Annotated in this window: 22 protein-coding genes and 1 pseudogene; 14 read left to right on the top strand and 9 right to left on the bottom strand. The window is 69.4% G+C overall.

The window, feature by feature from the left end:
- The 3 genes and pseudogenes from AB0937_RS38085 to AB0937_RS38075 all read left to right on the top strand — a co-directional run.
- Positions 1 to 81: pseudogene (locus tag AB0937_RS38085) on the top strand (VOC family protein); the annotation flags it as partial.
- A gap of 65 nt (positions 82 to 146) precedes the next feature.
- Positions 147 to 953, top strand: a complete 807-nt coding sequence (locus tag AB0937_RS38080) for a DeoR/GlpR family DNA-binding transcription regulator (RefSeq protein ID WP_366718724.1) — start codon at positions 147 to 149, stop codon at positions 951 to 953.
- Positions 950 to 1,687, top strand: coding sequence for an HAD-IA family hydrolase (locus tag AB0937_RS38075; RefSeq protein WP_366718722.1), 738 nt, complete (start codon positions 950 to 952; stop codon positions 1,685 to 1,687). Before AB0937_RS38080 ends, AB0937_RS38075 begins: the two co-directional genes overlap by 4 nt.
- 555 nt (positions 1,688 to 2,242) lie before the next feature.
- On the opposite strand, the gene AB0937_RS38070 is transcribed toward AB0937_RS38075, so the two are convergent.
- Positions 2,243 to 2,545: a hypothetical protein gene (locus AB0937_RS38070; RefSeq protein WP_366718721.1), complete on the bottom strand. Its 303-nt coding sequence runs from the start codon at positions 2,543 to 2,545 to the stop codon at positions 2,243 to 2,245.
- A gap of 169 nt (positions 2,546 to 2,714) precedes the next feature.
- Between AB0937_RS38070 and AB0937_RS38065 the strand changes: the two genes are divergently transcribed.
- The 5 genes from AB0937_RS38065 to AB0937_RS38045 all read left to right on the top strand — a co-directional run bounded on the left by AB0937_RS38065 (position 2,715) and on the right by AB0937_RS38045 (position 5,507).
- On the top strand, positions 2,715 to 3,140 hold the full coding sequence (locus AB0937_RS38065; protein ID WP_366718719.1) for an Hsp20/alpha crystallin family protein: 426 nt from the start codon (positions 2,715 to 2,717) through the stop codon (positions 3,138 to 3,140).
- Positions 3,141 to 3,239: 99 nt separating this feature from the next.
- On the top strand, positions 3,240 to 3,701 hold the full coding sequence (locus tag AB0937_RS38060; protein WP_366718718.1) for a DUF2267 domain-containing protein: 462 nt from the start codon (positions 3,240 to 3,242) through the stop codon (positions 3,699 to 3,701).
- Positions 3,702 to 3,794: 93 nt separating this feature from the next.
- Positions 3,795 to 4,595 carry an alpha/beta hydrolase gene (locus AB0937_RS38055; RefSeq protein WP_366718717.1) on the top strand — a complete coding sequence of 267 codons (801 nt, stop codon included), beginning with the start codon at positions 3,795 to 3,797 and terminating at the stop codon, positions 4,593 to 4,595.
- 131 nt (positions 4,596 to 4,726) lie between these two features.
- On the top strand, positions 4,727 to 5,107 hold the full coding sequence (locus AB0937_RS38050; RefSeq protein ID WP_366718716.1) for a VOC family protein: 381 nt from the start codon (positions 4,727 to 4,729) through the stop codon (positions 5,105 to 5,107).
- Positions 5,108 to 5,162: 55 nt separating this feature from the next.
- On the top strand, positions 5,163 to 5,507 hold the full coding sequence (locus AB0937_RS38045; protein WP_366718715.1) for a hypothetical protein: 345 nt from the start codon (positions 5,163 to 5,165) through the stop codon (positions 5,505 to 5,507).
- Between the two features lie 12 nt (positions 5,508 to 5,519).
- Here AB0937_RS38045 and AB0937_RS38040 read toward each other — a convergent pair whose 3' ends face one another.
- Both AB0937_RS38040 and AB0937_RS38035 read right to left on the bottom strand, forming a co-directional pair.
- Positions 5,520 to 5,699: a DUF397 domain-containing protein gene (locus tag AB0937_RS38040; RefSeq protein WP_366718733.1), complete on the bottom strand. Its 180-nt coding sequence runs from the start codon at positions 5,697 to 5,699 to the stop codon at positions 5,520 to 5,522.
- A 35-nt stretch (positions 5,700 to 5,734) separates the two neighbouring features.
- Positions 5,735 to 6,580, bottom strand: a complete 846-nt coding sequence (locus AB0937_RS38035; protein ID WP_366718713.1) for a helix-turn-helix transcriptional regulator — start codon at positions 6,578 to 6,580, stop codon at positions 5,735 to 5,737.
- A gap of 216 nt (positions 6,581 to 6,796) precedes the next feature.
- Here AB0937_RS38035 and AB0937_RS38030 point away from each other — a divergent pair, with 216 nt between their 5' ends.
- Positions 6,797 to 7,465, top strand: a complete 669-nt coding sequence (locus tag AB0937_RS38030; RefSeq protein WP_366718731.1) for an ATP-binding protein — start codon at positions 6,797 to 6,799, stop codon at positions 7,463 to 7,465.
- Here the strand turns inward: AB0937_RS38030 and AB0937_RS38025 are convergent.
- Complete coding sequence (locus tag AB0937_RS38025; RefSeq protein ID WP_366718729.1) at positions 7,448 to 10,612, bottom strand: DUF3427 domain-containing protein; 3,165 nt, start codon at positions 10,610 to 10,612, stop codon at positions 7,448 to 7,450. The two genes, AB0937_RS38030 and AB0937_RS38025, sit on opposite strands and share 18 nt — an antisense overlap.
- A gap of 178 nt (positions 10,613 to 10,790) precedes the next feature.
- Here AB0937_RS38025 and AB0937_RS38020 point away from each other — a divergent pair, with 178 nt between their 5' ends.
- On the top strand, positions 10,791 to 11,909 hold the full coding sequence (locus tag AB0937_RS38020; protein ID WP_366718711.1) for a DUF3578 domain-containing protein: 1,119 nt from the start codon (positions 10,791 to 10,793) through the stop codon (positions 11,907 to 11,909).
- Between the two features lie 344 nt (positions 11,910 to 12,253).
- Here AB0937_RS38020 and AB0937_RS38015 read toward each other — a convergent pair whose 3' ends face one another.
- Together AB0937_RS38015 and AB0937_RS38010 are read right to left on the bottom strand one after the other, a co-directional pair.
- Positions 12,254 to 13,270: an SEC-C metal-binding domain-containing protein gene (locus AB0937_RS38015; protein WP_366718710.1), complete on the bottom strand. Its 1,017-nt coding sequence runs from the start codon at positions 13,268 to 13,270 to the stop codon at positions 12,254 to 12,256.
- Between the two features lie 136 nt (positions 13,271 to 13,406).
- Entirely contained in the window at positions 13,407 to 14,882 is a 1,476-nt protein-coding gene (locus AB0937_RS38010; RefSeq protein ID WP_366718708.1) for a beta-1,6-galactanase, read from the bottom strand.
- A 223-nt stretch (positions 14,883 to 15,105) separates the two neighbouring features.
- Here AB0937_RS38010 and AB0937_RS38005 point away from each other — a divergent pair, with 223 nt between their 5' ends.
- The 3 genes from AB0937_RS38005 to AB0937_RS37995 all read left to right on the top strand — a co-directional run bounded on the left by AB0937_RS38005 (position 15,106) and on the right by AB0937_RS37995 (position 17,234).
- Positions 15,106 to 15,417, top strand: a complete 312-nt coding sequence (locus AB0937_RS38005; protein WP_366718706.1) for a DUF6412 domain-containing protein — start codon at positions 15,106 to 15,108, stop codon at positions 15,415 to 15,417.
- 100 nt (positions 15,418 to 15,517) lie between these two features.
- Positions 15,518 to 16,228, top strand: a complete 711-nt coding sequence (locus tag AB0937_RS38000; RefSeq protein WP_366718705.1) for a YidC/Oxa1 family membrane protein insertase — start codon at positions 15,518 to 15,520, stop codon at positions 16,226 to 16,228.
- Positions 16,229 to 16,376: 148 nt separating this feature from the next.
- Positions 16,377 to 17,234: a fumarylacetoacetate hydrolase family protein gene (locus AB0937_RS37995; protein WP_366718703.1), complete on the top strand. Its 858-nt coding sequence runs from the start codon at positions 16,377 to 16,379 to the stop codon at positions 17,232 to 17,234.
- A 92-nt stretch (positions 17,235 to 17,326) separates the two neighbouring features.
- Here the strand turns inward: AB0937_RS37995 and AB0937_RS37990 are convergent, their stop codons facing one another.
- The 3 genes from AB0937_RS37990 to AB0937_RS37980 form a co-directional block, all read right to left on the bottom strand.
- Positions 17,327 to 18,193 (bottom strand): LLM class F420-dependent oxidoreductase, encoded by an 867-nt coding sequence (locus AB0937_RS37990; protein ID WP_366718701.1) that lies wholly within the window; start codon positions 18,191 to 18,193, stop codon positions 17,327 to 17,329.
- Between the two features lie 74 nt (positions 18,194 to 18,267).
- Entirely contained in the window at positions 18,268 to 18,762 is a 495-nt protein-coding gene (locus AB0937_RS37985; protein ID WP_366718727.1) for a heme-degrading domain-containing protein, read from the bottom strand.
- Positions 18,763 to 18,803: 41 nt separating this feature from the next.
- A complete protein-coding gene (locus AB0937_RS37980) occupies positions 18,804 to 19,895 on the bottom strand; it encodes a Gfo/Idh/MocA family oxidoreductase (RefSeq protein WP_366718699.1) in 1,092 nt (363 codons plus the stop codon).
- Between the two features lie 95 nt (positions 19,896 to 19,990).
- On the opposite strand from AB0937_RS37980, the gene AB0937_RS37975 reads away from it, so the two are divergent.
- Positions 19,991 to 21,427 carry an ROK family transcriptional regulator gene (locus tag AB0937_RS37975; protein ID WP_366718725.1) on the top strand — a complete coding sequence of 479 codons (1,437 nt, stop codon included), beginning with the start codon at positions 19,991 to 19,993 and terminating at the stop codon, positions 21,425 to 21,427.
- Positions 21,428 to 21,521 lie beyond the last annotated feature (94 nt).

Raw genomic sequence — 21,521 nt, 5'->3', positions numbered from 1 at the left:
CGGTTCGACGGCATGGTCGACCGCCTGGAGGCGCTGGGGGTCACCTACTACGCCGACCCGAACCACACCCGCCCGGGCCGGGCCCCGGCCGCCACCGGCCAGTGTGCGAGACTGCGAGACCGGAGCGATCGAGAAGGAGGGGCGCTGTGACCGCCCGTACGCGCCTGTCGGCCGCCGCCGTCGAGGAGCGACGGCAGGCCGTGCTGCGGTACGTCGCCGACCACGGCGAGACCCGCATCGACGACCTCGCCCGGCACTTCGACGTCAGCCTCATGACCATGCACCGGGACCTGGACGACCTGGCCGGGCGCCATCTGCTGCGCAAGGAACGCGGGCGGGCCGTCGCCTTCCCCGCCCTCACCATGGAGACGGCCACCCGCTTCCGTGAGACCAGCGCCCTCGCCGCCAAGAACGCGTTGTGCGCAGCCGTCGCCGACCGGATCAGACCGGGCAGCACGGTGCTCATGGACGACTCGACGACCCTGTTCCCCCTGGTCCCCAGGCTGGCCGGACTCGACCAGGTGCACGTCGTCACCAACTCCGTCGGCCTCGCGCAACGCCTCGGGTCCGCACCCGGCGTGAGCGTCACCCTGCTGGGCGGCCACTACCGCGGCGACTTCAACTCCTGTACCGGCCCCACCGTCACCCGCGCCCTGTCCCAGATCCGTGCCGACCTCGCCCTCATGTCCGCCACCGCCGTTCTGGAAGGCCAGCTCTTCCACCCCCTGAACGACTACGTGGAGGTGAAGCTGGCCATGGCCGCCTCCGCCGAACAGACCCTGCTCCTGGCGGACCACTCGAAGTTCGGCAAGACCGCCACGTACGCCTACGGCACCGTGGCCGACTACGACGCCGTCATCACCGACACCGGCATCTCCGACGCGGAAGTCGCGGCCATACGCGACCTCGGCGTCCCGGTGGAGACCGTCGAACCCGAAGAGCCCTCCCCGTGATCCACACCCTGTTCGAAACACCCAGCGCCTACCACCCCAGCGACATCGAGACGGCCGCGCCCGTGCCCCCCGTACAGGCCGTCCTGTTCGATTTCAGCAACACCATCTTCCAGATGATCGACCTGGAGACGTGGCTGCGCCGGGTCGGCACCGCCTGCGGCCGCCCCGCCGTGCTGGACGAGCCCGGCGCGGTGGCCGAGATATCCGAGCAGTTGCGCGAAGCCTTCCGGCTGCCCTCCGTCGTCGCCCTTCAGCACGGCCGGGATCTCTCCCCGGAGCGGCACCGTCGCGCCATGTTCGGCTGGTGGGAGCGGGTGGACTTCCTGCGCGGCGCGGAGGAGGCGGCCTACCGGGAACTCACCGCCCCGGACGCCTGGACCCCCTACCCCGACACCGAACCGGTCCTGCGGGCACTGCGCGCACGCGGACTGCGTATCGGCGTCGTCAGCGACTTCGCCTGGGACCTGCGCACCCACCTCGCCCACCACGGGCTGGACGCCCTGGTCGACGCCTGCGTCATCTCCTACGAGCAGGGCCGCGAGAAACCCGATCCGCAACTCTTCCACAAAGCCTGCGCCGACCTCGGCAGCGACCCCCGTGCCACCCTCATGGTCGGCGACAACCCGACCCGCGACGGCGGCGCGACCGCCTGCGGCCTGCGTGCCTACATCCTCCCGGCGGAACCCCGCACGGGTGAGCGCGGTCTGGCGGACGTGCTGCGGCTCGTGAGCTGAGATCACACGTCGCGCCTACGTCGAGCAACTCGCGCCGGCGGAACCGGCCGGGGTGGCGAGCGCGGTCGCGCCGACACCGGCACCTATACCGATGCCCGTTGCCTTCAACATGCTCCGGCGGCTGATCTGTCGTGTCACGTCGTCGTACCTCGGCGTCATAAGTCGCTTACCTACGGGGGCCGGTGAGGAGACGGCCTGGTGGTGCGGGGGATAACAGCAACTGCGCTATAGTTGGTCTGCGTCCAGTCGCCGGAACTCCGGCGGGCAGACGATGCGTTGGTGGTCCAAGGAAAGACGCCCCACTTCCTGTGGGGAGATGCAGGTGCAAGGCCTGCCCGGCGCTCCGATCAAGAACCCGGCCCTGGGATTCAGGGCCGGGTTCTTTGCTGTGTCCGCGAGGGCGAGCCGGTCGGCCGGGCGGGCTCACCGGCTCAGCCGGTCCGGCGCACTGGGATCGGCCGGTCAGTCGATCCGGCGCCTCGGGATCATCCGGTCAGCCGGCCCTGCGCTCCGGGATCATCCGGTCAGCCCGCCCAGCGCTCCCGGATCATCCGGTCAGCCGCGCCGGTCCGCGACCGCCCACGACGCCAGCCCCACGGCCCCCGCCACGCCGAACACGGCAGGCCAGGCGCCCACCTTCTTCGCCAGCGGATGCGACCCGGCGAAGGCGGCGACATACGCGGCCGACAACGCCCCCGCGGCCACCCCACCGGCCTGCTGCCGCCACTGCCGCGCCGCGACCACCCCGGCCGCGGCCAGGACGACCCCGCCGAGCGGCCGCTGCCGGGTCCAGCGGGCCACGCCGTACCCGCCCACGAGCCCGCTCGCGGCGACCACCGCGCTGGGAACCTTCGCCATACGTGCCTCCTGCGTCCTACACCCTGCTCAAGATCTTGAGGCTAGCCCGCGTGCCTCGGAAACCCGAACCTGAGTCCGGGCTTGTCAAGTTTCCTCCTCCGAGCTATATAAGAAGACGCAGACCGTATGGCATCGCACCCACTGCACCCGAAGAGAGGAGTGACCAGTGATGCTCATGCGCACGGACCCCTTCCGTGAGCTCGACCGACTCACCCAGCAGGTCTTCGGCCCCACCACCGCCCGCCCGTCGGCGATGGCGATGGACGCCTACCGCTCCGGGGACGACTTCTTCGTCCACTTCGACCTCCCCGGCATCGACCCCGAGACGATTGAACTGGACGTCGAGCGCAACGTGCTGAACGTCCGAGCCGAGCGCAGGTCCCCGGCTCCCGAAGGCGCGGAGCCCCTCGTCGCCGAGCGCCCCACCGGCACCTTCACCCGCCAGCTGTTCCTCGGCGACACCCTCGACACGGAACGCATCGACGCCTCCTACGAGGCCGGCGTCCTGACCCTGCGCATCCCGGTGGCCGAGCAGGCCAAGCCGCGCCGCATCCAGATCTCGGGCGGCGACACGCGCAGGCAGCTCAGCAGCTGACCTCACCGCACCACCAGAGGTACGTCGCGCCGCCGGGACGAGCCCCCGGCGGCGCGACCCAGGCTCGCCCCCTCAAGCATCCGGAGGAAAACCCCACACATGAGCACGACGACGGTGCCCCGTGTGACGACGAGACTCGCCCCGCACGCCTCCGCCGCCGACGACGGCTGGCGCCAACTGGTCGAAGCGGTCCGCGAGTCGGGCCTGTACCCCACCCGGTCGAAGGCGGAACAGGTCACCCGTACCGTCCTGGCCGCCCTCGGCACGCACGTCACCGGCGACGAACGGGTCGACCTGGCCCGGGCCCTGCCCCCGGAGGCCGCACGGCTGATCGCCTCCCAGATCCCGGCCACGCGGCGCCTCACGGCCGCACGGTTCGTCGACGAGGTCGCGTCCCGCACGCCCGGAGCCACGTCCGCCACCGCCCGCTGGGACGTCAGCTCGGTCCTGGGCGCGCTCCCGCCCCTCGTCGGCGACGACCTGGTCACCCGCATCCTGGCCCAACTCCCCGCCGGCTACGCCCTCCTGTTCGGCCGAGCGGACCTGACCCCGGCGTCGTAGGCTCCTGGCACCAGGCGTACGACGGCCACCCCTCGTCACACCGGGGGTGGCCGTCGCCACGGAGGCCGGCCAAGCCGACGAAGAGGGGACTCTTTGACCCGCACGACATCCGGAACCCTCACCACCCCCGACGGCACCCGCCTCGCCCACCGGACCCACCACCCCGTAGCCGAGCCCGTCACCACGCTCCTCCTCCTGCACGGCCTCGCCGGCCACCAGGGCGAGTGGGACACCCTCGCCGCGCAACTGACGGCCGACGGCCACCGCGTGGTGACGTACGACGCCCGCGGGCACGGCGCCAGCACCCGCACACCGGCGTCCACCACCCGCGAGGCCCACGTCCAGGACGCCACAGCCCTGATCGAGGCACTGGACCTCGCCCCCGTCACCCTCCTGGGCCAGTCCCTCGGCGGCCACACGGCGATGCTGCTGGCCGCGGCCCACCCCCACCTGGTGAAGTCCCTGATCCTGATCGAAGCGGGCCCGGCGGGTCCGTCCCCCGGCCTCCCGGCCAGGATCGCGACCTGGCTGGACAGCTGGCCGACCCCGTTCCCGTCCCTCCGGGAGGCGGAGGCCTTCCTCGGCCACGAGGCATGGACGAGAACGCTGGAGCGGCGGGCCGACGGCTGGCACTCCACCATGGACCGCACCACGATCATCGACACGGTCGCCGAACTGGCCACCACCGCCTACTGGGACGAGTGGTCCCGCATCGCCTGCCCCACGCTCCTCATCCAGGGCGAACACGGCACGATGCGCCCCGACGAGCCGTCCACAATGCTCACCCGCCGCCCGGGCACCCGCCTGATCCGCATCCCCGGCGCGGCCCACGACGTCCATCTGGATCAGCCGGAACACCTCCACGAGGCGGTCGCCTCCGTCCTGCCCGGCTGAGGCGGCGCGCGGCGCGCGGCGGGCGGCGAATGCGGGGGACCGGGAACGCCAAATGGTTCGACAGGCCCCGGCCTCCCCACGCATCCTGCGAAGCGCCACCGGCGCGTCGGACGACGTGAGGGAGACGACCGTTGCACCCCAATCCCAGCATCCGCCACATCACCTTCGACTGCACGAACGAGCCCTACGAACTGGCCCGCTTCTGGGCCGAGTTCCTGGGCCGACCCATCTCCGGCATCGACAAGCCCGGGGACGACGAAGTCCTGGTGGAACTCCCGGACGGCGCGCCCGGCCTCCTCTTCATCAGAGTCGAGGAGGCGAAGGCGACGAAGAACCGTATCCACTTCGACCTGGGCCCCACCGGCCGCACCCGCGCCGAGGAGGTCGAACGAGCCGTGTCCCTGGGCGCCCGGATCCTCACGGACCGCACCCTCCCGAACGGCCGCGGCTGGGTCGTGATGACGGACCCGGAGGGCAACGAGTTCTGTATCGAACGGGGGGAACTGGGCTGACCGGAGACGGGCTGAGCTTTGAACCAGACAGTTGAACTTGAAAGGGCGAGTGCCCATGGTGGAAGACGAACCAACGGTGTACGAGATCCGCATCCACGGCTTCCCGACCTCACAAGAGGCCCTCGCACTCCAGCTCCCGATAGAACGCCTCCTGTGCCCGGACCCCGACCACGCCCCACCGTGCGAGATCCCCTGGAGCTTCACCCTCGCCAGTGAGAACGACGATGCTTCCACCGCTCTCGTCCTGGGCGTGTATACGTCCAGAGGTCAGGCCGCGCAGATAGCAGACCGAGTACGCACGCTGGTGGGCGAGACGCGGACTGCTGCTGTGAGCGAGGGTGAGGCCGGGGAGTGGGAGGAACTGGTGGCGCAGTATCGGTACGAGAAGGGGCTGAGCTAGGTCCCGTCCGGGTCAGGGCTTCACGCTGACGCACTTCATGGGCTGGATGAAGAAGCGCCATGCATCGCCGCTGACAGCGACCACATTCGCCCCCACTCTCTTCGAGTCCCGAACAAGAGCGCCATGACTCGTGAGCGCGCATTCCACGCACTCGCCTCCGGCACCGTTGCTGTAGGACGACCGGAACCACACGAGACGGGTGCTGGCGTCGGACTCAGGCGATATCACTACGCGTAATCCTTCAAGATCGACTCGATCAACACGGCCGAGCGCTGAGGACTCAGGGCTGCCGCTCGCAGCCCGTCGAACGCCCTCGTGTACTCACGTACATGATGCTCGCCCTCCAGGTACACAGCATCCGTGATGCCGTCCCGGTACACGATGTCCGGATCCTCGGGGGCCGGAAAGCCCAGCATGGTGAAAGAACCGGTAGTTGGGCGGGTCCCTGAGTCGAAGGGAAGGACCTGCACAGTCACGGTCGGTAGAGCGGCCGTCTCCAGAACTCGTTCCAACTGCTCCCGCATCAAGGCGCGATCACCGATAACGTGGCGTAGCGCGCCCTCGTTCACGATGAACCAGGCGTCTGGAGCTTCCGGCTGCCTCAGCATGGCTTGGCGTTCCATCCGTACCCGCACCGCCTTCGCGATGTCTTCTACGGACATGTGTGCCCCAGCCTTGTGAAGCTCGGAGGCGTACACCGCGGTCTGCATGAGGCCGGGCACCACCTCGCACTGGTACTGCCGGAAGGTCGAAGCGTCCTGCTCCAGGCCGATGTAGATGTTGAACCACTCAGGCACGCCGGCGCCGTGGACCTGCCACCAACCGCGCACTTTCGCTTGCCGAGCCAGGGACTTGAGGAACTCACGCAGTTCGTCGCTCGTGTCGTAGAAGCGGCACAGGGCGTCGATGTCCGAGGGCTGGACGCGTCCGCTGCCCGTCTCCATCCGGTTGACCTTGGAGCCGCTCCAATCCAGGGCCTCGCCGACCTGAGCGCAGGTCAGGGCGCTCCTCTCGCGGAGCTTCTTCAGCTCGATCGAGAGGCGCCGTCGGCGTGCCGTGGGTGATCCGGCCATCTCAACCCTCTTTCAAATAGCGAGCGTTCAGTCTCGCGCCAAGGGGTGTGCCTGCCAATCACTCGGAAGTGGGAATCCCCTCCTGCACATTGCAGAACGGGATGCGTTCCCCGCACTCTGGTCTCCAACGCAACTCACCGTGAGCATCCGTGACGTTGCGCTGTCGATGCGGTGCCAACCGCGATGAAAGGGGTCCGCGTGAGTCAGGAAGCCTGCATGCCACGCAAGCCATGGGACATCGCCTTCACGGCCGAACCGGCGGAGGTGGCGGCCCTGCGTCGGATCACGCGGCTGCATCTGGGGGTCTGGGGGTTACAGCACCTGGTCGACGAAGCCCAACTGTGCGTCAGTGAGCTGGTGTCCAACGTCATCACTCATGTGGGACCAGGCACCCCCGCAACACTGGCCGTCTCCATGAAGAACAAGCACCTGCGCATCGAGGTGCACGACCCTGACACGCGCGCCCTCCCCACTCTCCGCGCCCCGGACGCGGACGCCGAGGAGGGGCGCGGGATGGCTCTCGTGGACGCAGTCGCCGACCGCTGGGGCGTGCTGCTGTGCGCGGACCGCAAAATCACCTGGTGCGAGCTGGCGACACGGCTCGCCACGGCCGATGGGCACGTGCAAGCCTCCAGCGTGGTGCGAGCCGAGGCCTTGCTGCGCCACTACGCGGCCGCTGCACAGCCCCGGCACAGGGTGGGGGCGAACAGATTGACCTCAACCGTGGCGGAAGAGTCGGTGATCGCGGCGATCACCGACTTCCTTCACTGGTTCCGGGCCCATGGTCGAGATGCGGACGACATGCTCGACCGAGCGCAGATGCGCTTTGAGGCTGAATCCGCTTCTCACGCCGGGGGCTGTGAGGCATCACCCAGCGATTGCTGAGTACGTCCACACATCGGCCGGAAGCGGGTGCTGCAACTGCCACGTGATGGCCATTGGCTTGCTGCCTATGTGCTCCACGTAGTCAGCGGGGCCCAGCAACATCCATGGCTGGGCACCGCCGATGTCCGTGCTCTTGTAGCGACGTACGAAGAGCAGGACATGGCTGCCATCAGTGGCGTGGCGTTGATACCGCAGACCTGTAGGAGAGGTCTCCGAGATCTGGTGTTGGGACTCCCAGTGGAATCGGGTCTCGTTGAGGGCATAGTCGCGGTAGCGGGTTTGCGGGGAGAAGTCCTTCTCGTCCTTTTCCAGGGTGATGAGGAGGGCGTCGGTCTTCATGGACTCACACCACTTCACACCCTCGCGGAAGTCGCCGGGCATGAAGCCGCCGATGGCGGACGTACCCAGGGCAGGCAGGATCTCCTCGCGGCTGTATGAGGCGTGGACGGTCAGCGGGACCCCGGCGTTGTCTCCGATCCCGAGGAGGGGAATCGGGACGTGCTCCGTGTGGGCGAGGTTGTACGCCAGCATCTGGCGGATTTCACTCCGCACTGCCTCCTGTTTACGTAGCGTCGCGAAGCCGGAGTCGTAGCTGGCGAAGCTCTTGCGAGTCACACCGCCGAGGGGCCAGAGCTGGAAAAAGAGCATGCGAGCATACGCCTGTCCCTGCTCGTCGAGCTCGCTGTAGGTTGGCGCCTCATCTTCCAACATCCGGGTGTATGCGCCTACACGCAGTGGATCATCCACGTGCAGAAACGCAGGGATGCGTTTGAGGAGAGCTGCCTCGCCTTCAGGTGGATCACCCTTGAGGAGTCCGGCGCGGCGTAGGAGACCGGTCCAGGAGTTGCCGCTTCCTCGGTAGAGCTCCTTCAGGTCGCGGCCGCTCTCTTCTAGATAGTGGCTAAGCCTCGGCTCTGCATAGTCCGCAACCTCGCGCGCTAGCGCAGTGACATTGACGCCGATCTGATGCTTGATGTTGGCGATGATCGCCTTTTTTGCTTTCTCTTCAAGGATGATCTGGCAGCCGGAGGGGAGCTGGGGAAAATCGTGCTCAATGTGGTCGAGTAGCCTTTTGCGTGTCAGGTTGGTGAGTGCTCGAAACTGATTCTCGAAACGAAACTCCTTGCGGTGCTGTCCGATAAAGTCGAGCACGGTGAGTACCGCCTTGCTTTCGGACCGGCGGAGCCCGCGGCCGAGCTGCTGCAAGAACACCGTGGCGCTGGATGTCGGGCGCAGCAGCAGTAGCGTGTCTACGTCCGGGATGTCGAGGCCTTCGTTGAAGAGGTCGACCGAGAAGATCACCTGGAGCCTTCCGAATGCCAAGTCATTCAGCGCCTGCTGGCGCTGCTCGGCCGGCGTCTCTCCAGACAGGGCGATGGCCTCAAGGCCGGCTGTTCGGAAGACCTCAGCCATGAAGTGGGCGTGGGCTACTGACACACAGAAGCCCAACGCTCGCATGGAGCTGGGATCGGACAGCTTATCCCGGACGGCCTTCACGACCAGCCGGGCACGCCTGGCGTTGCTCGACAACACATTGCTCAGTGCAGTTGGGTCATACGTCCCGCGCTTCCACTCCACTGTGCTGAGGTCTGTGGAGTCGCTGATGCCGAAATAGTGGAAAGGGCTGAGTAGATCATTTTCGAGCGCCTCCCATAGGCGCATTTCGGCTGCGATCCGGCCGTCAAAGAACTCGTCCTGAATGTTCTTTCCGTCCATGCGCTCAGGCGTAGCGGTGAGCCCCAGAAGCTCCAACGGCTGGAAATAATCGAGGATCTTACGGTACGTCGGTGAGGTTCCGTGATGGAACTCGTCGATGACGATCACATCAAAGTGATCGGGAGCGAGACGGTCCAGACCCTTGGCACTCAGCGACTGCACGCTAGCGAAGACATGTGACCAACGCTCTGGGATTTCACCGCTGTGAAGCGATTCGCCGAAATTCGCGTCCACCAACACGTCTTGGTACGTCCTCATCGATTGCTCGAGGATTTCCTTGCGGTGGGCGACGAAGAGGAGCCGCAGGTCACGGCCATGCTTCTTACGCAGTTGCTTGTAGTCAAGCGCTGCCATCACCGTCTTGCCCGTGCCTGTGGCTGCCACCAGCAGGTTCTGGTGCCTGCCGTGCACCTCACGCTCGACTTCGAGCCGCTCCAACATGTCGCGCTGGTGGGGATACGGTCGTACCTCCAGCCCCGACAAGGTGATCCCACGCTGAGCCGCGGACGTCGATGTTGTACCGCCCGCAATCGCGAGGGCTTCGCGAAGGCGGTCGCCATCCGCCTTAGGGTCGTACGTCTCGAACGACGGGTCGCTCCAGTAAGCGTCGAAGGTGGCCTCGAACTTGCGCATCACGTCAGGTGTGGCGACCGAGGAGAGCCGGACGTTCCACTCCAGGCCGTCGAGAAGCGCTGCCTTGGACAGGTTTGAGCTGCCCACGTACGCCGTGTCGTATCCGCTCCTACGACGAAACAGCCACGCCTTGGCGTGCAGCCGTGTCGAGCGTGTCTCGTAGTTGACCTTGACTTGCGCGTTGAACTCTTCCACGAGTCGATCCAACGCGCGCCGCTCGGTGGCACCGATGTAGGTGGTCGTGATGACCCGTATCGGCACCCCTCGTGCATGGGCTGCCTTCAGCGACTGCTCAATGATCCGTAGCCCATGCCACTTCACGAAGGCGCACAGCAGGTCCACGCGGTCGGCGGTGGCGAGTTCCGCGCGTAGTTCGAAACCTAGGCTCGGGTCCTCGGGTGAGTTGGTGATCAGAGCGGCATCGGAGAGCGGGATACCCGGGCGTACGGCAAAGACACCGGGTGCTTCTTGCCGGGTGATTGCGAGGAGCTGGCGCGGTCCATCAGCGATCAAGTCCACCCACTCCTGGGCGCCTTGCAGCGTGCTGAGGGACTCCAAGATGTGGTTCGCTGCGTAGACCCGTTCCTCTGCCGGGAGGTTCTGCAACACCTGCCGAACCGTGCCCCCGATGTGCCGAGCTAGGACGTGTGGCACAGACTCGGACCCCACCGCCTCGCTGATGGGATGCCATCCGAGACCAGCCAGCTCGTTCAACTGCTGCTCGAAGCGCAGCGTGATCAACTGCTCGTACAGTCCATCGGCAGGGGCAAACGCTTCGGTGCGGCGGCGCTCAGACACTGGCAGGATCCCCCGATTGATCGCGACGATCGACGATGAGGCTGTTCTATCAAGAGGCGCTGACAGGGGCCCGGCCACAGTCAAAAGGTAGTTCGGGCTGGGCAGGGTGAGTACGCCCACGCGCACGAGATCGATCCCCGCAGCGACACAACTGATCGCATCAGGTTACGTTTTGAGCGTGCACTTACGTGATCTGCTCATACGTATAGCGGAGACCTACGACCCAAAGGCCGGTACGGCTACCGGTGTGCCAGCTCAGGACCTCCTTCGAGAGGTCGAGAGGATGGCCGATCTGCCTTTACCCCATGGCTTCGTCGCCTCCGGGTACGGCGGTAAGGGAGGCGCGAGTAGCACTCCATGGATCGGCGTGTTCGCTGAATCGATCAATGTCCAGGCCCAAGAGGGTCTGTACCTCGCCTACATCTTCGACTCGACCCGTACCTCCGTGACCCTGACCTTGCAGCAGGGCGTAACCAAGCTTTCGGACGCCTACCCCAAGCTGGGCGATCGGCTCAGGGAGCTGAAGAGACGAGCAAGACATCTCAGAGCGGGGTTGGAACCCGAGCTGGCCGCGCATTGGGCTCACACGCCAGTCTTCGCATCCAAGCTTGAGCGACCCCGTGCGTACGAGGCCGCGAGTGTGGCAGCGCGGCGGTATGAGATTGCCAGCATGCCAACGGAGGAAGCACTCGCGGAGGAGCTCCGTGTGGCATCTCTGCTTCTCCGCGACGCTGCCGCAAGCCGTCGTGTCTGGCTCCAGCAGCCGTCGGAGAACGAGCCCTTTGTCTACGAGAGTGAGGGCCATCTCCCTCTCCCCGCCGATGACCCTCTCGACGGCTTTCGCCCGAACGACAGCAGCGACTACTACGTCCACATCAGCGGCGGCCGCCGGCGCAGGGAACGGCACCACGAAGAGCTCATCAAGGATTTCGGCCTTCACGTTGTCCTGCGCGGATATCAGCCGATAACGCTAGGCATGTATCCCAGGGACCTAGTCCTGCGTCGTCCTGCCGTGGATCAGCAGCGTTCCTGGCTTGTGGAGGGCAAGGCTGTCAAGAAGGGCAACGCGACTCAGGCCGTCCGTGAGGCAGTGGGGCAGCTCTACGAGTACAGCTACTACTGGCACCAGAAGCGGGGCGAGCCGAAGCCGCACCTTGTAGCCCTCTTCACGGAAGACATAGGGCACTACGCCGAGTACCTAGAGGAACACGGCATCGCGTCGATCTGGAGGACTGAGGGCGGGGATTGGGCGGGCTCTCCCACAGCCGTCTCGTGGGATCTGGCCGTAGGAGCCTGACCAGGCCGCGTACGAACCCGGCGACACTTGGTTGCCGTAGGGGCCGCCCGCTTCCTGGTCAGTCTCGTGCCTCCGCACCCCGCCTCAAGGGCGCTTCACTCCGCTGCGCTGCGTTCCGCGTCGGCTGCGCCGATGGCCCTGCGGGCCACCCTTGACCCGGGCCGCTCCGGCACGGGAGAGAAGCGAGCGGGCGGCCCGGGGAGGGAAGCGGGGGCCAGGGGACGTGGCGGCGCCGTGTGCTGTGCGGGTGCCCGGCGTGACGGGCCCGTCAGCGGTTCCGCGCACGCCGGGTCGGCTCAGCGGCGCCTTGCCGGTGGTCCCTCTTGATCAAGGGCAGTGGGCTCTCAGGCAGCGCCGCCGTGGCACTCGCCGTACGTGCGTCCCGAGCCGCACCAGCAAGCCGCCCCCTGCTGCGGCGGCCACGCCACCGCCCGTCCCCTCGCCGCAAGCGTCGTCGCGTACTGGGGGAGGAGGGCCGGGTCGGTCGGGGAGGAGAGTTCCGATGCCGCGAAGGCCTCGTAGGAGGGCACCGTGCCGGTGACGATGCCCAGGTTGGGGGTGCCGGAGGCGGACAGTTCGCGCAGGGCCGTCTCTATGGTCGCGAGGTGTTCCTCGTGGGTCGGGTACTCCGATGCGAGGGTCGGGTACGCCTCCAGGAGTTCCCTGAGCTCGTCCGCCGGCCAGTGCAGGATCGCCACCGGGAAGGGGCGGGAGAGGGCCTCCCGGTACGCGCCCAGTTCCGCTCGGAGGCGGAGGATCTCCGCCTCCAGTTCCGCGGGGTTCTCCGAGCCCAGGGACCACACGCGCTTGGGGTCGTGGAGTTCGTCCAGGGTGATCGGGAGGGAGTGGACCGTGTCCGCCAGGGCGTCCCACTCGTCGTGGGACCTGCCGAGCATGCGCCGTACGCGGTGGCGGCCGAAGAGGAGGGGGTGGGTGGCGTAGGGGGGCTCCTCGACGTCCGTCAAGAGGCGGTGCACGGCCTCCGTGAACGTCTCGTGGGCCGCTTCCAGTTCGTCGTGGGATTCCAGTGACTCCGCGACGATCACCCAGGGGGCCGGGTCCTTGGGGGACGCCGCCCGGACGCCTTCGATGATCGCGCGGGCCTCGGCCTCGTGGCCGTACTCCCACAGGTTCGAGGCCTTGAGCGCCCGTACCAGGTGGGGGTTCTCCAAGCCGTCGGAGGAGGACAGCAGGCGGTCGTAGAGGGTGGTCGCGGTGGGGCGGTCGCCGGCGAGCTCCAGGTGGGCCGCCGCCCGCAGCAGCAGGGCCTCCGCGTCCTCGGGATACAGGCCGGCGGTCCGCTCCAGGCGTGCCGCCTCGGCGGTGTGGTCGACGTTTTCGGCAGGCGTGTCGGGGCGCATGGGGGACACCGTACTGCCGGGAGGTGACGAGCGTGAGAGATGCGCAGGCCAGACCACTCGGCCCACCGACTTTCCCCCGCTCGTCACCCGGGCTTCACGGTTCGTCCCGAACCGCCGCCGCCGGACCACCCCGGGACTACAGGGTCACACCGTCGATGTGCAGGGTCTGGACCGACTTCGCCGCGAAGGGGACGCTTACGGATGTGCCGGACAGGCGGATGTCCGAGCGGGCCGTGTAGAGGTCGCCGCCGCCCGTCGTGACCGTGTTCCAGCGCGGGACCAGGCCCCCCGATCCGCCCGCCACCGTCGCGAAGCGGGAGAGGTCGAAGGTGAGGGTCTGGGCGGAGGCGGAGGTGTTCACCGCGACGATCACCAGGCGGCGGGCCGTCGCGTCGTACGCGGCCACCGCGTAGTCCACGCCCGTGTCCAGGATCGTCATGCCGGGGCGGATGTGGCGGCTGAACTGGGCCATCACGTAGTGCTTGGTCTGGACGGTGGTCGGCTGGAGGGTGTTCGCGTCGTAGGCGATCATCGCCCAGCCCGTGGACGGGTCCATGACCTGCCAGTAGCACCAGGCCGTGGGGTGCAGCCAGCGGAAGTCGAGGCACAGGTTCGAGGCCATCGTCAGGCCGGTGCCGTCGCTGTCGCCCGTCTCGGAGTTCCACAGCTTCTTGCGGGAGGTGGTGACCACGTCCGTGTAGAGGAGATCGCGGCGGCCTCCCGAGCCCTGGTAGCCGTGCACGTTGACCTGGGAGACCAGGCCCTTCGTCGTCGCGCTGAAGGACGACCAGGTGGAGCGGGCCGTGTCGTAGTTCGTCTCGTCGGAGGCGGCGATGCGCAGGCCCGTGAGTCCCCGCTTGTCCAGCTCGCTGCGCATGTACGGGAGGACGGCCGCCTGGACCGCAGGGTCCATGTGGCAGCCCTCCTGGGTGCCGGTCGCGGTCCACCAGGTGGAGGCCGGCTCGTTGAAGGGGTCGACCGTCGCGAAGTTCACACCCCAGTTGTTCTTCGCGTACAGGGCCGTCGCCGCCAAGTGGCTCGCGTGCTGGCGGTAGTTCCAGGTCTGGAGGTTGTTGCCGCCGCCCGACGCGCCCGACGGGTTGTGGTTGCCGCACATCCACCACATGGGGGAGTTGGCGAACAGCTCGGTGATCGCGCCCCGCTGCGTCGCCTTCACCAGCATCGCGCGCTGGCTGGCGTCCGCCGTCCACTTCCACGCCGAGGAGGTGGGGTCCTCGTTGTTCCAGTCCTGCCAGAAGCCCTCGATCTGCTTGAAGGCGGGGATGTTGGGCGACTTGACCATCGTCTCGCCGCCGACGCTGTTCCAGCTGCACGCGCCGAGGTTGTAGCGGGCGATGCTGAGGCCCAGGCCGGGGAGGGAACGGCCGTTGTATGTCACGGACTTGGTGGTGAAGAACAGGTCGGCGAAGTCGTCCCGGGCGCCGAAGACGTTGGCCCACCAGGCGAGGGAGGTGCCCCAGCCCTCCCAGGTGCCGTACGTCGTCGACGGGTTGACGGCGATCGTGGCGTCCGCGTGCGCGGTGCCCGTCGCCAGGGCGCTGCCGAGGAACGTTCCGCCTGCTGCGGCCAGCAGGCTTCTGCGTCGTATCACGGCTCCTCCGTAAGGGAGATGAGGGCGCACGCCGGTCCCCGGCCCGGCGTCGCAAGGGGGGCCCGTTGTCGGGTGACGAGAAGCATCGGGTGTGGCGGGTGGGTTGTCGAGAGTTCTGACGAACCTTTCTCAAACCCGTGTACGAAGTCGCGGGCCCGGGTGGGAGGGTGGTCCTGTATAACGGACGACAGGACATACGCGCGTACGAGGGGAGGGGCGGCCGGTGAACCGGAGCTGGGCCACGCTGCGTCCCGCCCTCGCGCTGCTCTTCCTGCTCGTCGAGGTGGCGCTGCTCGACACCGGCAGCCTCTCCGCCACCGTCGCCCTCGCCGCCACCGCCGCGGCCTCGTCCGCCCTCGCGCTCTGCGCCGTCGTCGCCTCCCGCTGCGCGCCCGCCGTGCCGCGCACACGGGTGCGTACGGCCATTCGCGACCGGGACCGGCGTACGGCCTTCCTGCCCCAGCGTGATCCCGACGCCCGGGGGCGCACCCGGCCCCGGGCACCCGGTCACGCCCTCCGGGCGACCGTCGCGTAGGGGCACCTCCACACCTGTCACACCTGTGAGTGACCCCGCGCGGGTCGTCATGCCGCCCTGACCCATTTCCGGCACGACGAGACCCCCGGAGGGCTCACTCATGTCCGTCTTCGCCCACCTGGTCGAGCACCTCGCCGACCTGCTCCAGCCGCTGTTCGGCGCCTCGGCCGCCGCCGCGGCGATCGTCCTGTTCACCGCGCTCGTACGCCTCCTCGTCCACCCCCTGTCCCGGGCCGCCGCGCGCGGCCAGAAGGCCCGCACCGCGCTCCAGCCGAAGATCGCCGAGCTGCGGAAGAAGCACGGCAAGGACCCCGAGAAGCTTCAGAAGGCCGTGCTGGAGCTGCACGCCGAGGAGAAGGTGTCGCCGCTGGCCGGCTGTCTGCCCGGGATGCTCCAGATCCCCGCGTTCTTCCTGCTCTACCACCTGTTCTCCAGCGACACGATCGGCGGCGAGACCAACGGGCTGCTCGGCCACCGGCTGTTCGCGGCGCCGCTCGGGGAGCGGTGGACGGACGCGCTCCACGGGGGTGTTCTCAGTGGTGCGGGGCTCGTCTACGCCGTGCTGTTCGTGGTCGTGGCCTGCGTCGCCGCGTTCAGCTACCGGATCGGCAAGCGCATGATGGCCGCGAACCCGGCCGCCCGGGCCGGTGACGGGGAGCAGCTGCCCGGCCTGGGGGCCGTGTCGAAGGTGATGCCGTTCATGTCGTTCTTCACGCTGGTCACCGTGGCCGTCGTGCCGCTGGCCGCCGCGCTGTACGTCGTCACCAGCACGACGTGGGCTGCCGTCGAGCGGGCCGTGCTGTACCGGTGACCGGAGGCCGGTGGCCGGTCCCAGTACGTGAACGGGGTATTGCGGAGGGCACTGCCGGCTTGGAGGATCGACCAGTCCTCCGATGGCTGCCCCGCCGCATCCGGGTCGCGCTCATCGGTCGGGCGCCCGCGACAGAGGGAGACTGATCATGAAGCTGCTGCGAGTCGGTACGGCGGGGGCCGAGCGGCCTGCGCTGCTCGACACGGAGGGTGCCCTGCGGGACCTGTCGGGCGTCGTGGCGGACATCGACGGCGCGCTGCTCGCCGACGAGGAGGCCCTCGACCGTGTCCGGGCCGCCGCGCAGTCCGGGGAGCTGCCCGTTCTGGACTCCACCGGGCTGCGGATCGGCCCGCCGCTGGGGCGGATCGGCAAGATCGTCTGCATCGGGCTGAACTACCACGACCACGCGCGCGAGACGGGCGCCGAGCCGCCCGCCGAGCCGGTCGTCTTCATGAAGGCACCGGACACCGTGGTCGGCCCGAACGACACCGTCCTCGTGCCGCGCCGGTCCCTCAAGACCGACTGGGAGGTCGAGCTGGCCGTCGTCATCGGGCGTACGGCCAGGTATCTGGAGTCCGCGCAGGAGGCACTCGCGCATGTCGCCGGATACGCCGTGGCGCACGACGTGTCCGAGCGGGAGTTCCAGATCGAGCGGGGCGGGACCTGGGACAAGGGGAAGAACTGCGAGACGTTCAACCCGCTCGGGCCGTGGCTGGTGACCGCGGACGAGGTGCGGGACCCGCAGGACCTGTCCCTGAAACTCTGGGTCAACGGCGAGCTGAAGCAGGACGGGACGACGGCCGAGCAGATCTTCCCGGTGGGGGAGGTCGTGCGGTACGTCAGCCGGTTCATGACGCTGTACCCGGGTGATGTGATCAACACGGGGACGCCGGCGGGGGTGGCGCTGGGGGCGCCCGAGCCGAAGCCGTTCCTGCGGGCCGGGGACGTCGTGGAGCTGGAGATCGAAGGGCTCGGGCGGCAGCGGCAGGAGTTCAAGGACGCGTAGGCGCTCCGCTGGGAGGGCCGGGGAACTGCGGTCCGTTTCCGGCTGCGGGCAGTCCGTGGCTGGTCGCGCGGTTCCCCGCGTCCCTGAGGACGTCAGCCCAGCAGGGCTGCCACGTCGCGCCACGCCTGCCGCGGGAGGGCGTCGCGCGGTTCGCCGTCCAGGACCTGGAGGGCGACGTGGTCGGCGCCCGCCTCGATGAACGCGTCGATCTTGGCGCGGATCGCCGTGTCGTCGCCCCAGGCGAACAGGGCGTCGACCAGGCGGTCGCTGCCGCCGTCCGCCAGGTCCTCCTCGGTGAAGCCGTGCCGGAGGAAGTTGTTGGTGTAGTTCGGCAGGGGCAGGTAGAGCTCCAGGAACTCACGGGCCAGGGCACGGGCGCGGGCCGGGTCGGTCTCCGGGATGACGCCCAGCTCCGGGGCCAGCAGCGGGGCCTCGCCGAGGATCTCGCGGGCGTGCGCGGTGTGTTCCGGTGTGACCAGGTACGGGATCGAGCCCGCCGCCCGGTCCCGGGCCAGCCGCAGCGACTTCGGGCCCAGCGCGGCCAGGAGACGGCGGTCCGCCGGCACTCCGGCGGCGTCCAGCCCGTCCAGGTGCTCGACCAGGGCCGAGTAGGGGCGGGCGTACTGCTCCACCCGCTTGGCGTGGCTCACCCCGAGGCCGAGCACGAAACGCCCCGGGTGGGCCGACTCCAAGTCCGCGAAGGCCGTGGCGGCGGCGTCCGGTTCGTGCTGCCAGATGCTCTGGATGCTGGTGCCGACCGTGAGCGTCGAGGTCGCCTCGATGAGCGGGGCGGCGTTGGCGGCGGAGCTGTTGCCGCCCAGCCAGACGGCGCCGTAGCCGAGTTCCTCCAGTTCGGCGGCGGCCTCGGCGAGTTCGCCGCGCCGGTCCGCGTCCTCCGAGCGCAGGCCTACGCTCCAGATGCCGTACCGGCCGACGGTCTCCTTCAGGGGGCTGGTCATCAGGGGGAATCCCTCCGGTTGGGGCGCCGCGCTTGATCACGCGTACGCGGGTGCCAACCGGAGGGAGTCTCCGGTCATTCCGGGTGGGAGACCTGGAGGCCCTGGAACCGCTCCAGCGCCTCGACCACGAGCCGGTGATCCTGGAGTTGGGGCAGTCCCGAGACCGTCACCGCGCCGATCACGCCCACGCCCTCGACGGTGATCGGGAAGGAGCCGCCGTGGGCCGCGTAGGTGTCGGGGTCCAGGCGGGAGGACTCCTCGAACGTGCTGCCCTTGGCGCGGAAGCGGGCGCCGACCAGGTAGGAGGCGGAGCCGTAGCGCTCGACCACCCGGCGCTTGCGGGCGATCCAGGCGTCGTTGTCCGGCGTCGAGCCGGGCAGAGCGGCGTGGAAGAGCTGCTGGCCGGCGCGGTGGATGTCGATGGCGACCGGGGCCTGCCGCTCCCGGGCCAGTTCGACCAGGAGCGAGCCCAGCGCCCAGGCGTCGTCGTACGTGAACTGGCGGAACACCAGCCGTCGTTCCTGCTTCTCCAGCTCCTCCAGGCTCGGAGTGAGCTCCGGGTGGAACATCGGAGTGAGCCCCTGGCTGTGGGAGGGGTTGCTCTTGTGGGTCACAGTGTCACCGTCACCTTCTCGCGGGCCGAACGACGGGCGGCCTCCAGGACGTCCAGGGCGGCGGCCGCCTCCCGCGCGGTCACCGGGTTCGGGGCGCCCTCCAGCAGGGCCTTCGCCACGGCCGCATAGTAAGCGGGGTAGTCGCCCGGGAGGGTGGGTTCGGCGCGTCCGCCGCCGGTCACCGGGGACTCGCCGGAGCCCACGCGGCCCCACAGCGACTCGGGCTCCGCACCCCAGCCGGGGCCGGGGCGCAGGCCGTCCCGGAGGGCCGCCTCCTGGGGGTCGAGGCCGTACTTGACGTAACCGGCGGCGGAGCCCAGGACGCGGAAGCGGGGGCCGAGTTGGGCCGTCGTCGCGGAGACGTAGAGGTGGGAGCGGACGCCGCCGGTGTGGGTGATCGCGATGAACGTGTCGTCGTCCGTCTCGGCGCCCGGGCGGCGGATGTCCGTCTCCGCGTACACGGAGGCCGCCGGGCCGAAGAGGACCAGGGCCTGGTCGACGACGTGGCTGCCCAGGTCGTAGAGCAGACCTCCGATCTCTGCGGGGTCGCCGGACTCCCGCCAGCCGCCCTTCGGCTTCGGACGCCAGCGCTCGAAGCGGGACTCGAACCGCCACACCTCGCCCAACTCGCCCTCGTTCAGCAGCTTGCGCAGGGTGAGGAAGTCGTTGTCCCAGCGGCGGTTCTGGAAGACGGAGAGGAGCAGGCCGCGCTCCTCGGCGAGGGCGGCGAGCTCGCGGGCCTCTGCCGCCGTGCCCGCGACGGGCTTGTCGACGACGACCGGCAGGCCGGACTCCAGCGCGGTCCTCGCGAGCGGCACGTGCGTCTTGTTCGGGGACGCGACGACGATCAGGTCCAGCTCGGCGGCCCGGGCGAACAGTTCGTCCGGTGTGGCGGCGAGGCGTACGTCCGGGAACTCGGCACGGGCCTGCTGCTGCCGTTCCGGGTTCGAGGTGACCACCGTGTCGAGGGCGAGGCCCTCCGTGGCGGCGATCAGCGGGGCGTGGAAGACGGAGCCGGCGAGGCCGTAGCCGACGAGGCCGACGCGGAGGGGCGAGCCGGGGGCTGTGCCGAGGGGTGTGCCAGTCATGCCACCCACTTTCGCAACGCTGTTGCCAAAGTGCAAGCGCCGGGGACAATGAGGGCGTGGACAGGGCGGACGACCGTACGGGCGGAGTGGACGGCATGCGCGGGGCGCCAGGCGTGGGAGCGGCCGGCACGGGTGGGGCCGTCGCGGGTGGGTCAGGGGGCGGCGGGGTGAATCTGCTCGCCCTGCGCAGTCACAACGCCGCGCTGGTGCTCGACCTGCTGCGGACCGCCGGGGAGGCGGGCATCAGCCGGCTCGAACTCGCCGAGCGGACCGGGCTCACCCCGCAGGCCGTCAGCAAGATCACGGCCCGGCTGCGGGAGGACGGGCTCGCGGCGGAGGCCGGGCGCCGGGCGTCGACCGGGGGCAAGCCGCGCACGGTGCTGCGGCTGGTACCGGAGGCCGGGCACGCGGTCGGGGTCCATCTCGACCGGGACGAGGTGCGGGTCGTGCTGGTGGACCTGCGGGGGACCGTGGTCGGGGAGCGGCGGGCCGCGCTGGATCTGGGCGCGGGCTCACAGGCCGTACTGGGTGCGGTGCGGGCGGCGGTGGCGGGAGTGCTGCGGGGTGGCGGTGACGGAGCCTCTGGGCAGGGGGCGGCCGGTGGTGAGGGGGCCCCTGGGGAGGAGCCGGCCGGGGGCTGCGAGGGCTCCCGGCAGGGGCTGGCCCAGGGTGACGGGGGCTTTCGGCAGGGGCTGGCCCAGGGCGGCGAGGGCTCCCGGCGAGGCTCGGTCGGGGCGGACGGGGTTTCCGGGCAGAGGCCGGGTGGGGCGGACGGGGTTTCCGGGCAGAGGCTGGGCGGGGATGACGTCGGCTCCCGGCGAGGGCCGGGCAGGGCGGACGCAGGCTCGCGGCAGGGGCTCGCCGGGGGCGATCCGGCCCTGCTCGGGGTCGGTGTCGCCCTGCCCGGGCCGCTCGATCACCGTCGGGGCGTGCTGCACCGGGTGACCGGATTCCCCGAGTGGGACGGCTTCCCGCTGCGTGATGCGCTGGCGGAGCGGCTCGGGGTGCCGGTCGTCGTCGACAAGGACACCAACGCGGCGGCGCTGGGCCTCGCCGCCGGGGGCGAGGGCGGCTCCTTCGCGTACCTGCACCTCGGCACGGGGCTGGGCGCCGGGCTCGTCATCGGCGGCAGCGTGCACCGGGGGGCCAGGACCGGAGCAGGGGAGTTCGGCCATCAGGTGATCCAGCTCGACGGCCCGCCGTGCACCTGCGGGAACCGCGGCTGCGTCGAGGCCCTGTGCCTCGGTGCCGTGGCGCGCGGCGATCTGGAGGAGGCGGCACGGGTGCTCGGGGCCGGGGCGGCGAACCTCGTCGGGCTGCTCGACATCGACGTCGTCCTGCTCGGCGGCCGTACGGTGGCGGCGGCGCCGCGGGCCTTCACCGACGGGGTCGGCGCGGTCCTGCACGCCTGGGCCCGCCGAACGGGCCAGGACGCCGTGCCGGTACGCGTCGCGGCCGGGGGAGACGGAGCCGTGGCGGTGGGCGCCGCTCAGCTGGTGCTGGGGCCGGTGTTCGGGCGCGGTGGGGGCTAGCCGCGGCAGGCAACGTTCGCCCCGTCGCGACGCCCGGCACGCCCTCTCGCCGCACCGGCCGAAAGCCCGAGTACGCCCCGTACGAGGGCTTCCG

The organism is Streptomyces sp. NPDC047880, assembly GCF_040706515.1.
GTDB lineage: Bacteria > Actinomycetota > Actinomycetes > Streptomycetales > Streptomycetaceae > Streptomyces.
The sequence above is the reverse complement of the archived record's forward strand: the minus strand, read 5'-3'. Positions and strand labels throughout refer to the sequence as shown.

Excerpts from the sequence above, each read along its gene's own strand:
- AB0937_RS37980 (WP_366718699.1), bottom strand. The coding sequence starts at position 19,895 with ATGACTGGCACACCCCTCGGCACAGCCCCCGGCTCGCCCCTCCGCGTC.
- AB0937_RS38060 (WP_366718718.1), top strand. The coding sequence starts at position 3,240 with ATGAGCACGACGACGGTGCCCCGTGTGACGACGAGACTCGCCCCGCAC.
- AB0937_RS37985 (WP_366718727.1), bottom strand. The coding sequence starts at position 18,762 with ATGTTCCACCCGGAGCTCACTCCGAGCCTGGAGGAGCTGGAGAAGCAG.
- AB0937_RS38065 (WP_366718719.1), top strand. The coding sequence starts at position 2,715 with ATGCTCATGCGCACGGACCCCTTCCGTGAGCTCGACCGACTCACCCAG.
- AB0937_RS38070 (WP_366718721.1), bottom strand. The coding sequence starts at position 2,545 with ATGGCGAAGGTTCCCAGCGCGGTGGTCGCCGCGAGCGGGCTCGTGGGC.
- AB0937_RS38030 (WP_366718731.1), top strand. The coding sequence starts at position 6,797 with ATGCCACGCAAGCCATGGGACATCGCCTTCACGGCCGAACCGGCGGAG.
- AB0937_RS37990 (WP_366718701.1), bottom strand. The coding sequence starts at position 18,193 with ATGACCAGCCCCCTGAAGGAGACCGTCGGCCGGTACGGCATCTGGAGC.
- AB0937_RS37995 (WP_366718703.1), top strand. The coding sequence starts at position 16,377 with ATGAAGCTGCTGCGAGTCGGTACGGCGGGGGCCGAGCGGCCTGCGCTG.
- AB0937_RS38035 (WP_366718713.1), bottom strand. The coding sequence starts at position 6,580 with ATGGCCGGATCACCCACGGCACGCCGACGGCGCCTCTCGATCGAGCTG.
- AB0937_RS38000 (WP_366718705.1), top strand. The coding sequence starts at position 15,518 with ATGTCCGTCTTCGCCCACCTGGTCGAGCACCTCGCCGACCTGCTCCAG.
- AB0937_RS38045 (WP_366718715.1), top strand. The coding sequence starts at position 5,163 with ATGGTGGAAGACGAACCAACGGTGTACGAGATCCGCATCCACGGCTTC.
- AB0937_RS37975 (WP_366718725.1), top strand. The coding sequence starts at position 19,991 with ATGCGCGGGGCGCCAGGCGTGGGAGCGGCCGGCACGGGTGGGGCCGTC.
- AB0937_RS38015 (WP_366718710.1), bottom strand. The coding sequence starts at position 13,270 with ATGCGCCCCGACACGCCTGCCGAAAACGTCGACCACACCGCCGAGGCG.